The organism is Streptomyces sp. NPDC058534, from assembly GCF_042717365.1.
Taxonomy (GTDB): domain Bacteria; phylum Actinomycetota; class Actinomycetes; order Streptomycetales; family Streptomycetaceae; genus Streptomyces.
Map to the genome: position 1 here is coordinate 1 of NZ_JBHXNW010000137.1, position 10,187 is coordinate 10,187.

Consider the following 10,187-nt stretch of genomic DNA (forward strand, 5'->3'; position numbering starts at 1 on the left):
GGTCCTCGGAACGGCGCGGAATCGGTCGGCCACAGAAGTGACCTGTGTTGACGCGCCAACCGCTGCGGGCGGACACCCCCCGACACGACCCCTTCTCGCCGTACGCGGCTCTCCGCCGGCCCGCCGAAACCGCGGGCAGATGTGCCTCCCCCAGTGCCTGAACGGCCTGGGAGGTACCCCCAGGGGCGGCACGGGTGGGCGCAGCGGCACCCGGCAAGCGCCGGGTCGCGTCACCCACCCCGCGCTTCACCCGGCGGCGGTCGCGGCCTTGTCGTCGGACGGCTTCTCCGGCAGCTCCGCAGACAGTGCCGCCGCGGCCTGGACCAGGGGCAGGGCCAGTAGGCCCCCCGCGCCCTCACCCACCGTCACACCCTGGGACAGCAGCGGCTCCAGGGCCATCCGGTCCAGCGCCTTCGCCTGGCCCGGCTCGCCGCTGTCGTGCGACGCCAGCCACCAGTCCGGTGCCCGGAAGGCGACCCGCTGTCCGACCAGCGCGCACGCGGCCGACACGACGCCGTCCAGGATCACCGGCATCTTCCGCACCGCGCTCTGGAGCAGGAAGCCCGTCATGGCGGTGAGGTCCGCGCCGCCCACCGTGGCGAGAAGCTGCATCTGGTCGCCCAGTACCGGCCGGGCGCGGCGCAACGCGTCGCGGATCGCCGCGCACTTCCGCATCCAGGCCAGGTCGTCGATGGGCAGCCCGCCCCGCCCGGTGACGACCGACGCGTCGGTCCCGCACAGCGCCGCGACCAGCACGCCCGCCGCCGTCGTCCCGCCCACGCTCACATCGCCGAGCACCACCAGGTCCGTGCCCGAGTCGGCCTCCTCGTCGGCCACCGCCATCCCGGCCCGGAAGGCGGCCTCCGCCTCCTCCAGGGTCAGCGCGTCCTCGACGTCGATGCGCCCGCCGCCCCGCCGTACCCGGTGTCCCGCCACCTCGGCCGGCAGCGTCTCGGGGTCGCAGTCCAGGGACATGTCGACGACGCGGACCGGCACACCGAGCCGCCGGGCGAGCACCGACACCGGCCGGCCGCCCTCCAGCACCTCGCGCACCAACTCGCCCGCACCGCCCGCGGGCCGCGCCGAGACACCCAGTTCGGCGATCCTGTGGTCGCCGGCGAAGAGCACGGCCCGGGGCCGTTCGACGGGCCGCACCGGTACGGCGGACTGCGCCGCGGCCAGCCACTCGCCCAGGTCGTCCAGGCGGCCCAGCGCTCCGGGCGGAACGACCTGACGCTCCCGGCGCGCTTCCGCGTCGCGACGTACGCCGCCGTCCGGGCGCTCGATCAGGTCGGTGAAGTCGTCGAGATTCAGCGAGCTCATTCGCCGAACAGTACCGGCCCCGGTCGAACACCAAGGAGGGCCCGTGGGCAGCGCGCCCGGGCGGCGTCGTTGCACCCCTTGACGCGTTCAGCTACGTAACGTTTTGCCTGGATTGTCGTACGTACTCGTCTCGGGAGCCGCCCATGTCCGCACCCCCCGCCCCCTCGGTGCCTCCCGTCCCCCGCTACGGGCCGTACCGCGCGGACTGCCCCTGGTGCGGCTCGCGTCGGCTGCGGGCACGGACGCGCCGTGAGGAGCCGCGGCAGGGCGAGCCCGGCCGGTCCGTGCTCGAACGGTGTGCGGACTGTCGGCACGGGTTCCGGAATCCGCCGCTCCCGGCGGAGTCCGGGCACCCGGCGGTCCGGGCCGGTGTCCGGCTGAGACACTCGCTCGCCGCCCGCGCGATGCTCCGCCACTGCCCCGAGCCCGAGAGCTGGCTGGACGTCGGCACCGGCGACGCCGACTTCCCGCACACCGCCCGCGCGCACTTCCCGTACACCTCGTTCGACGGTCTGGACGCCACCCACCGTGTGCTGCGGGCCCGTGCGGTGGAGCGGGTCGAGGAGGCGTTCGTGGGGCGGCTGACGGACCCGCACATCGCGCCCCGGCTGCGCGCCCGCTACGACGTCGTGAGTCTCTTCCAGTATCTGGAGAGCGTTTCCGACCCCCGTGGGGAGCTGCGGGCCGCCGTGCGGGTGTTGCGGCCCGGTGGTCATCTGCTCGTTGGTGTCGCGGACCCGCGTCGGCTGTCTCCCGCGCACCCCGTGGGCCTGGCCGCCGAGTTGCTGGCCCAGGGCTGCACGGTGCTGGGCGGTGCCCGGGGGCATCGGGTCATCGCGCGCCGGGACGGGTCAGCCGCGTAGCACCAGGGCCTGGCCCGCCACCACCAGCAGCACCTGTTCGCACTCGTATCCGAACGCCGCGTTCAGCCGCCCGAGTTCGTCCCGGTAACGGCGGCCGGACGCGGTGGCCGGGACGATGCCCGAGCCCACCTCGTTCGACACCGCGACGACCGTGCGCCGGGTGGCGCGGACCGCCTCCGTCAACTCCCGTACCCGGTCCCTGAGGGCCCGTTCGCCCCCGCCGGCCCACTCCGCGTCGTCCCACGCGCCGACCGCGTCCATCGCGTCCGTCAGCCACAGCGACAGGCAGTCGACCAGGAGGGGCGGGCCGTCGTCCTTCAGCAGCGGTACCAGGTCGCAGGTCTCGGCGGTGCGCCACGAACCCGGGCGCCGTTCCCGGTGGGCGAAGACCCGGGCCGCCCACTCGGTGTCGCCGTTGCGGGAGCCGCCGGTGGCCACGTACAGCACGTCCGGGAAGGACTCCAGGCGGCGCTCGGCCTCCACCGACTTGCCCGACCGCGCGCCGCCCAGCACCAGGGTGCGCCGCGGTACGTCGGGTACGGCCTCGTAGGCGCCCACCGTCAGCGTCGTGCCGTCGGGCACGGCCCTCGCCCCGCCCGCCGCGAGCCGCCGCGCCAGTTCCGGGCCCGGCGGCACGTCGTGGTCCAGATGGACGGCGACGACGTCCGTGGTCGGGCCCGCCGCGCCGACCGCCCGCAGCTTCGCCAGCGCGTCCGGCCGCCCGACCACGTCCGCGAGGATCAGGTCGTACGGCTCCGCGGGCTCCTCCAGACCGGCCGGGGCGCCGCCCGGCGGCACGTAGAGGAGCCGCCGGCCGTCCGGACCCGTCACGGCGTAACCGGTGCCCGGCGCGTCCAGCGCCACCGCCCGCACCCGGTGCCCGGTCAGCAGCGCCAGCTCCCGCCCGTCCGGCACCCGCCCCGGCTGCGGCAGCCCGGCCGGCACCTCCACCGCGGGCCCGTCGTGCGGATGGGAGAGCAGCACCTGCCGTACGCCGGTCAGGGAGCGCCCGGCGCGGGCCGCGGCGAACGCGGCGCCCGGCGTCAGGTCGAGCAACAGCGCACCGTCGACCAGCAACGCGGTCGCCGCGCGTACCTGCTCGCCCTGCGCCGCGGCACAGGCCGCGCAGGGACAGTCGGGGCGGGGGAGTCCCGCGGGGGCACCGGTGCCGAGCAGAGTCACGTCCACGCACCCGATTTTCGCCGGTCACCCGGCGACGTGCGCGCCCGAGGCCCCCCAAGGAGCACGCACCGCCTTGTACGGCGCACCCCGCTCAGCGCATAGGCTGCGGTCGGAGGCCGGACCAAGATCCGGCTTCCGCTCTGCATGTGCTCATATCCTGGAGGCGTACATGGCGGCATGGACGTGGCGGTTCGAGACGGCCGGCGGGACGGAGGTCCAGCCCGCGGTGCAGCCCGAGGAGTTCACCACGCAAGGGGACGCCGAGTCCTGGATCGGGGAGTACTGGCAGCAGCTCAAGGAGGGCGGCGCGGACCAGGTGCGGCTCTTCGAGGACGCCACCGAGATCTACGGCCCGATGAGCCTGCACGCCGAGGAGGCCGGGAGCGCCGACGACGCCGAGGCTTCTGAGGCGTAGGCGTAGGCGCGAGGAGCGGGCGGGGGCGGTCGTCGCGTCCCCGTCACTGCTCGCCCAGCGTCACCTCGGCGGTGCGCTCGTCGCCGTCCCGGGTGTAGGTCACCTTCGTCCGGTCGCCCGGCGCCATCGACGCCAGTGCCTCGGCCAGGGAGGTGATGGTGGTGATGTCGGTGTCCCCGACCTTGACGATGACGTCGCCGGGACGCATTCCCGCGTCGTCCGCGGCCCCGCCGTCGCTCACCTCGACGACGGCCACGCCCGCGGGACGGTAGTCGTCGTCGACGACCGTACGGGCGGTGATGCCCAGCGCCGCGCGGCCCGAGTCGGTGACCCGGCCGTCCTTCACGATCTGGTCGGCGACCGTCCGCACCATCGACGCCGGGATCGCGAAGCCGATGCCCGGTGCCGCGCTGTCGCCCATGCCCGGGTCGGTCGCCGCCAGCGTCGGGATGCCGATGACCTGCCCGTCGAGGTTCACCAGGGCGCCACCGCTGTTGCCGGGGTTGATGGCCGCGGACGTCTGCACCATGTTGGCGATGGTCGCGCCGGTACCGCCCCCGCTGCGGCCCTCGGTGACCGTCCGTCCGGTCCCCGACACGATGCCCTGCGTCACGCTGGAGGACAGGCCGAGCGGCGAGCCCATCGCCAGCACGATCTGCCCGACCGCGACCTTCGTGGAGTCCCCGAAACGGGCCGCCTTCAGCCCGTCCGGCACCCGGTCCAGCTTGATGACCGCCAGGTCCTGCTCGGGGTACGAGGAGACGAGCCGCGCGGCCAGGGCGCCCTCGCTGCGGGCCGTCGTCACCCGGAAGGACTCGCCGTCCCCGACGACGTGCGCGTTGGTGACGACGTGGCCCTTGTCGTCGTACACGACCCCCGACCCCAGGGAGTCGCCCGCCTGGATCTGCACGACCGACGGCAGTACGTCCTTGATCACCCGCTCGTAGTCGGCCTGGAGGTCGTTGGCCGCGTGCGGCGCGACGGCCTGTGCCGTGTCGCCCTCCCGCGCGCCGGCGGAGCCCCGGTCGGATCCGGAACAGCCGGTCGCCAGCAGCAGGGCGCAGGCCGACGCGGCGACGGGACCGAGCCGGCGTGGCGCACGGGTACGGGAAGCGTCCATGCCCCGAGTCTCACCGCGCACCCCGGCGGCGGCTTCCGGTGAACACCCGAACGGGCGCCGGGCAGCCATGGGACAGACCTCAGCCGCGCACTCCGCACAGGTGCAGCAGCGCCGCGATCCCGCGGTACGGGTCCGTGCGGCCGGCTCGTTCCTCGGCGGCCAGCAGGGGTTCGAGGCCGGCCGGGGGAGCGGGCTCGTCGGTCGCCGTGTCCGTGAAGATCCGGACGCCGTACCAGGCGTGCAGCGGGGCGCCGATGCTCGCGAGCTTCGCCGTCAGCGTCGCCAGCCGGTCCGCGCGCACATCGAGGCCGAGGCGGTTCCGGTAGTTCGTGGTGTCGAAGGCGGTCAGCGCGCCGGCCCAGTCGCCGTGCAGTCCGGGGCGCATGGCGAGCGCGTCGCCGTTGCGCACCAGGAGGGAGAGCAGGCCGCCCGGCGCGAGCATCCGGGCCAGCCCCGCGAGCAGCGGATCGGGTTCCTCGACGTACATCAGTACGCCGTGGCAGAGCACCACGTCGAAGCTGCCGGGCAGGAAGTGCACGCCGGTGTCCCGGCCGTCGCCCTCGACGATCCGCATCCGCTCCCGGATGCCCTCCGGCTGGCCGGCCAGCGCGTCCCGCGCCGCGGCGATCATCGTGGCGTCCCGCTCCACGCCGGTCACCTGGTGCCCGGCCCGTGCCAGCCGCAGCGCCTGGGTGCCCTGGCCCATGCCGACGTCGAGCACCCGCAGGCGACGGCCCACGGCGAAACGGCCGGCTATCTGCTCGTCCAGCTGTCGCGCCACCATCTCCTGCCGTACGACGTTCCGCAGACCCGGCAGTCCCGCTGTCCAGGTCTCGGCCGCGTCACCGGCGAAAGGCGTCGCGCTCAGGGCCGCTCCCCGCGCTTGACCTGGGGCTTGGGCAGCCGCAGGCGACGCATCTGGAGCGAACGCATCAGGGCGTAGGCGACGGCGCCGCGCAGGCGCTCGCCGGGGAAGCGCTCGGCGAGGCGCTTCTTCAGCCGGACGCCGGTGACGATCGAGTCCAGCACGATCAGCACGATCACGACCAGCCACAGCAGCAGCGCGACGTTCTGCAGCGAGGCCACGCGGACCATGCTCAGCACGAGAATGATCACGGCCATCGGCAGGAAGTACTCCGCGATGTTGAACCGCGAGTCGACGAAGTCGCGCGCGAACCTGCGGACCGGGCCCTTGTCGCGGGCCGGCAGGTATCGCTCGTCCCCCTTCGCCAGCGCCTCGCGCTGGCGCGCCATCGCGGTCCGCCGCTCCTCGCGCTGCCGCTTGGCGGCGTCCTTGCGCGTCAACGGTGTATTGGAGACGCTGCGGCGCTGGGACTGGGCCACGCTGCGCTTGGGCGTGGGCCTGCCCTTGGGGGCCTGCGGGTCACGGGTCTGAGTGGAGTCGGTCACCGGCGCGCTGGCGCTCTGGGCCTTCTCATCCTTGGCACGGCTACGGAACACAAAACCCAAGGGTACGGGGTGCGGGGGTGTGTACCCCAGTCCGGTGGGGAACGATCCGGCAACGCCGGTCGTCAGTAAGTGGACAGAGGGGACGTTGTGCACGCCCTCGGACACCGGTCATTCGGGACAACCCCGGGGAGCACCTACTCCTTGCGCCGGATCGGGAGCGTACGCAGTCGTCCTTGGGGATGAGCGCATCCGTCCCCGAACAGTGCGGTAATGGATGCAGGGCCCGTACTGTGGGTTCTGTTGCAGTCGCTGGAGCCGGAGTCGGCCAGAAGGGGGCGCGCGAAGCCCATGAGCGGTGTCATGAAGCGTATGGGGATGATCTTCCGCGCGAAGGCCAACAAGGCCCTGGACCGGGCCGAGGACCCGCGCGAGACCCTCGATTACTCGTACCAGAAGCAGCTGGAGCTGCTGCAGAAGGTGCGCCGCGGGGTCGCCGACGTGGCGACCAGCCGCAAGCGCCTGGAGCTGCAGCTCAACCAGCTCCAGTCCCAGTCGGGCAAGCTGGAGGACCAGGGCCGCAAGGCGCTGGCGCTGGGCCGTGAGGACCTCGCCCGCGAGGCGCTCTCCCGCCGGGCCGCCCTCCAGCAGCAGGTCACCGACCTGGAGACGCAGCACGCCACCCTCCAGGGCGAGGAGGAGAAGCTCACCCTGGCGGCCCAGCGGCTCCAGGCCAAGGTGGACGCCTTCCGCACGAAGAAGGAGACCATCAAGGCCACCTACACGGCGGCCCAGGCCCAGACCCGCATCGGAGAGGCGTTCTCCGGCATCTCCGAGGAGATGGGCGACGTCGGCCTGGCCATCCAGCGGGCGGAGGACAAGACCGCCCAGCTCCAGGCCCGCGCCGGTGCCATCGACGAGCTGCTCGCCTCCGGTGCCCTCGACGACCAGTCCGGCATGCACAAGGACGACATCCAGGCCGAGCTGGACCGGCTCTCCGGTGGTACGGATGTAGAGCTGGAGCTCCAGCGCATGAAGGCCGAGCTGGCCGGTGGCAGCACCTCCGACCGGCAGGCCATCGAGGGCGGCGAGGACCAGGGCAAGACGCAGGCTCAGTCGCAGGCCCAGCAGCAGCCGCAGGACACTCCGCGCTTCGACAAGCAGTAGCCCACGCGCCTAGGAGGGCCGACATGATCGTACGGATCATGGGGGAGGGACAGCTGACGCTGGCCGACGACCGGCTCGCGGAGCTGAACAAGCTGGACGACGAACTCCTGGCCGAAATGGAGAACGGCGACGGCCCCGGCTTCCGCGCGACCCTCCAGGCCCTCCTCACCAAGGTCCGCGACCTCGGCGAGCCCCTCCCGGAGGACTCCCTGGAGCCGTCGGACCTCATCCTCCCCTCCCCGGACGCCACCCTGGAGGAGGTCAAGGAGCTGCTGAGCGACGACGGCCTCATCCCGGGCGGGTGAAGGATTGGCTTCGCCTTTCGGCCCGTCCGGATCTTTCAGCCCGTCCGGCGTTTGAGGACGAGGCCGTCCAGGCCGATTGCGGGGGTCTGGGGGCGCAGCCCCCAGCAGACGCCCACTGCACACGGGCCCAGTAACAACCCACGCCCACTCCAGCTACCGTAAACAGCCGTGAGCACCCTCGCCCGCGCCCGCTGCACCCTCGGCGCCCACCCCTCCGCACTGGACACCGCCCTCGCCGCGGCGGTCCTGGTGTGCATGGTCGCGGGCTCCTTCGCGGACCCGCACGGCCCCGAGGGCGTCACCTGGAGTCTGCGCACGCCCGCCGTGCTGAGCCTGGTCCTGATGGCCGTCGGCGCCGCCGCCCTCGCCTTCCGCCGCCGCGCCCCGCTGGTGGTCCTCGGCGTCACGGGCTGCGTCTCCGTCGTCGAGAGCATCACGGGCGACCCCCGCGCACCCGTGGTGATGTCCGCCGTCATCGCCCTCTACACCGTCGCCGCCTCCACCGACCGCCCCACCACATGGCGGGTCGGCCTGCTCACCATGGCGGTGCTGACCGGCGCCGCCATGCTGTTCGGGACGCTGCCCTGGTACGCGCAGGAGAACCTCGCCGTCTTCGCCTGGACAGGCATCGGTGCCAGCGCCGGGGACGCCGTCCGCAGCCGCCGCGCCTTCGTGCAGGCCATCCGGGACCGGGCCGAGAAGGCCGAGCGCACCCGCGAGGAGGAGGCCCGCCGCCGGGTCGCGGAGGAGCGGCTGCGGATCGCCCGCGACCTGCACGACGTGGTCGCCCACCACATCGCCCTGGTCAACGTCCAGGCCGGGGTCGCCTCGCACGTCATGGACAAGCGGCCCGACCAGGCCAAGGAGGCCCTCGCGCACGTACGGGAGGCCAGCCGCAGCGCGCTGGACGAGCTGCGGGCCACCGTCGGGCTGCTTCGCCAGTCCGGCGACCCGGAGGCGCCGACCGAGCCCGCTCCCGGCCTCGACCGGCTGGACGAACTCGTCGGCACCTTCCACCACGCCGGGCTGCCCGTCGAGGTGGCCCGCGCCGACCAGGGCACCGAACTGCCCGCCGCCGTCGACCTGGCCGCCTACCGGATCATCCAGGAGGCCCTGACCAACGTCCGCAAGCACGCGGGACAGCGGGCGAAGGCCGAGGTCAGCGTCGTACGGGTGGGGCCGAACATCGAGGTGACCGTCCTCGACGACGGGACCGGCGACGGCGACGGCGGCGGAGACGGCGCGACCCCGGACAGCGGCGGCCACGGGCTCCTCGGTATGCGCGAGCGCGTCACCGCCGTGCGCGGCACCCTCACCACCGGTCCCCGCTACGGAGGCGGCTTCCGGGTCCATGCGATCCTTCCGGTCAGAAGCCGCACCGATGCCGCGGAGGACCCCGTATGACGATCCGTGTCCTGCTCGCCGACGACCAGGCGTTGCTGCGCAGCGCCTTCCGGGTGCTGGTCGACTCCGAGCCCGACATGGAGGTGGTGGGGGAGGCGTCCGACGGCGCGGAGGCGGCCCGGCTGGCCGCCGAGCGGCGGGCCGACGTGGTGCTGATGGACATCCGGATGCCCGGCACCGACGGCCTCGCGGCCACCCGCCTGATCAGCGCCGACCCCGCCCTCGCCCACGTCCGTGTCGTCATACTGACCACCTTCGAGGTCGACGACTACGTGGTGCAGTCGCTGCGCGCGGGCGCCTCGGGCTTCCTCGGCAAGGGCTCTGAACCGGACGAACTGCTCAGCGCGATCCGCGTCGCGGCCGGCGGGGAGGCGCTGCTGTCACCGGCCGCCACCAAGGGTCTGATCGCCCGTTTCCTCGCCCAGGACGGCACGGCCGGGGCGGACAGCGACCCCGCCCGCGCCGAACGGCTGGAGACGCTGACCGGGCGGGAGCGCGAGGTGCTGGTCCAGGTCGCCGGCGGGCACTCCAACGACGAGATCGCCGAGCGTCTCGAGGTCAGCCCGCTCACCGTGAAGACCCACGTGAACCGGGCCATGGCCAAGCTGGGCGCCCGCGACCGGGCCCAGCTGGTCGTGATCGCGTACGAATCCGGGCTGGTACGTCCAAGGGTGGAGTGACCTCTACCCGCGTGTACTGCGGCGGGAGTAGGCGCCGGATAAGGAAATGGACCTGTGGGCTGGGGAACCGGGGCCGCCCATGGCCCAGGGTGTTGGAGTGGGCGTACAGATGTGCCCCGTCCCCTCCGCTCGGCCACAGAAGAGAGACCCTGACCCCATGTTACCGGCTGGTGTGCGGCTGGTGTCTGGGTGTCATGCCCCGCCGGATGCTTGACCACCCTGGTGGGGGTGGTGGCGGGGACCGTGCGCGCTTCGGGCGCACGGCGGGAAGTGGGAAGGCCCGGACCGAGGTCCGGGACGGCAGCGGGCTGCCGCCGGGTG

At 73.5% G+C, this 10,187-nt stretch carries 11 protein-coding genes; 6 read left to right on the top strand and 5 right to left on the bottom strand.

Features of this window, described 5'->3' with window-relative positions:
- Nucleotides 1–246: 246 nt before the first annotated feature.
- Entirely contained in the window at nucleotides 247–1,323 is a 1,077-nt protein-coding gene (gene cobT, locus ACFWR9_RS41480) for a nicotinate-nucleotide--dimethylbenzimidazole phosphoribosyltransferase (protein WP_383852518.1), read from the bottom strand.
- Nucleotides 1,324–1,466: 143 nt separating this feature from the next.
- Here cobT and ACFWR9_RS41485 point away from each other — a divergent pair, with 143 nt between their 5' ends.
- Nucleotides 1,467–2,186 (top strand): class I SAM-dependent methyltransferase, encoded by a 720-nt coding sequence (locus ACFWR9_RS41485; RefSeq protein ID WP_383852520.1) that lies wholly within the window; start codon nucleotides 1,467–1,469, stop codon nucleotides 2,184–2,186.
- On the opposite strand, the gene ACFWR9_RS41490 is transcribed toward ACFWR9_RS41485, so the two are convergent.
- On the bottom strand, nucleotides 2,175–3,374 hold the full coding sequence (locus ACFWR9_RS41490; RefSeq protein ID WP_383852523.1) for a bifunctional adenosylcobinamide kinase/adenosylcobinamide-phosphate guanylyltransferase: 1,200 nt from the start codon (nucleotides 3,372–3,374) through the stop codon (nucleotides 2,175–2,177). The two genes, ACFWR9_RS41485 and ACFWR9_RS41490, sit on opposite strands and share 12 nt — an antisense overlap.
- 163 nt (nucleotides 3,375–3,537) lie before the next feature.
- On the opposite strand from ACFWR9_RS41490, the gene ACFWR9_RS41495 reads away from it, so the two are divergent.
- Nucleotides 3,538–3,783 (top strand): hypothetical protein, encoded by a 246-nt coding sequence (locus tag ACFWR9_RS41495; RefSeq protein WP_383852525.1) that lies wholly within the window; start codon nucleotides 3,538–3,540, stop codon nucleotides 3,781–3,783.
- Nucleotides 3,784–3,826: 43 nt separating this feature from the next.
- Here ACFWR9_RS41495 and ACFWR9_RS41500 read toward each other — a convergent pair whose 3' ends face one another.
- From ACFWR9_RS41500 to ACFWR9_RS41510, 3 genes are all read right to left on the bottom strand, one after another.
- Entirely contained in the window at nucleotides 3,827–4,903 is a 1,077-nt protein-coding gene (locus tag ACFWR9_RS41500; RefSeq protein ID WP_383852528.1) for a S1C family serine protease, read from the bottom strand.
- Between the two features lie 79 nt (nucleotides 4,904–4,982).
- Nucleotides 4,983–5,684 carry a class I SAM-dependent methyltransferase gene (locus ACFWR9_RS41505; RefSeq protein WP_383852541.1) on the bottom strand — a complete coding sequence of 234 codons (702 nt, stop codon included), beginning with the start codon at nucleotides 5,682–5,684 and terminating at the stop codon, nucleotides 4,983–4,985.
- A gap of 83 nt (nucleotides 5,685–5,767) precedes the next feature.
- Nucleotides 5,768–6,439, bottom strand: a complete 672-nt coding sequence (locus ACFWR9_RS41510; RefSeq protein ID WP_383852544.1) for a DUF3043 domain-containing protein — start codon at nucleotides 6,437–6,439, stop codon at nucleotides 5,768–5,770.
- 144 nt (nucleotides 6,440–6,583) lie between these two features.
- Between ACFWR9_RS41510 and ACFWR9_RS41515 the strand changes: the two genes are divergently transcribed.
- The 4 genes from ACFWR9_RS41515 to ACFWR9_RS41530 all read left to right on the top strand — a co-directional run bounded on the left by ACFWR9_RS41515 (nucleotide 6,584) and on the right by ACFWR9_RS41530 (nucleotide 9,866).
- On the top strand, nucleotides 6,584–7,477 hold the full coding sequence (locus ACFWR9_RS41515) for a PspA/IM30 family protein (RefSeq protein ID WP_383852531.1): 894 nt from the start codon (nucleotides 6,584–6,586) through the stop codon (nucleotides 7,475–7,477).
- Between the two features lie 23 nt (nucleotides 7,478–7,500).
- Nucleotides 7,501–7,782: a hypothetical protein gene (locus ACFWR9_RS41520; RefSeq protein WP_383852534.1), complete on the top strand. Its 282-nt coding sequence runs from the start codon at nucleotides 7,501–7,503 to the stop codon at nucleotides 7,780–7,782.
- Between the two features lie 168 nt (nucleotides 7,783–7,950).
- Nucleotides 7,951–9,186: a sensor histidine kinase gene (locus ACFWR9_RS41525; protein WP_383852536.1), complete on the top strand. Its 1,236-nt coding sequence runs from the start codon at nucleotides 7,951–7,953 to the stop codon at nucleotides 9,184–9,186.
- Nucleotides 9,183–9,866 (top strand): response regulator, encoded by a 684-nt coding sequence (locus ACFWR9_RS41530; protein ID WP_383852539.1) that lies wholly within the window; start codon nucleotides 9,183–9,185, stop codon nucleotides 9,864–9,866. The genes ACFWR9_RS41525 and ACFWR9_RS41530 overlap by 4 nt, the downstream gene beginning before the upstream one ends.
- Nucleotides 9,867–10,187 lie beyond the last annotated feature (321 nt).

Bases quoted from the DNA above. Each gene is read 5' to 3' on its own strand.
- ACFWR9_RS41515 (WP_383852531.1), top strand. From the start codon at position 6,584: ATGGATGCAGGGCCCGTACTGTGGGTTCTGTTGCAGTCGCTGGAGCCG.
- ACFWR9_RS41485 (WP_383852520.1), top strand. From the start codon at position 1,467: ATGTCCGCACCCCCCGCCCCCTCGGTGCCTCCCGTCCCCCGCTACGGG.
- ACFWR9_RS41495 (WP_383852525.1), top strand. From the start codon at position 3,538: ATGGCGGCATGGACGTGGCGGTTCGAGACGGCCGGCGGGACGGAGGTC.
- ACFWR9_RS41500 (WP_383852528.1), bottom strand. From the start codon at position 4,903: ATGGACGCTTCCCGTACCCGTGCGCCACGCCGGCTCGGTCCCGTCGCC.
- cobT (WP_383852518.1), bottom strand. From the start codon at position 1,323: ATGAGCTCGCTGAATCTCGACGACTTCACCGACCTGATCGAGCGCCCG.
- ACFWR9_RS41520 (WP_383852534.1), top strand. From the start codon at position 7,501: ATGATCGTACGGATCATGGGGGAGGGACAGCTGACGCTGGCCGACGAC.
- ACFWR9_RS41530 (WP_383852539.1), top strand. From the start codon at position 9,183: ATGACGATCCGTGTCCTGCTCGCCGACGACCAGGCGTTGCTGCGCAGC.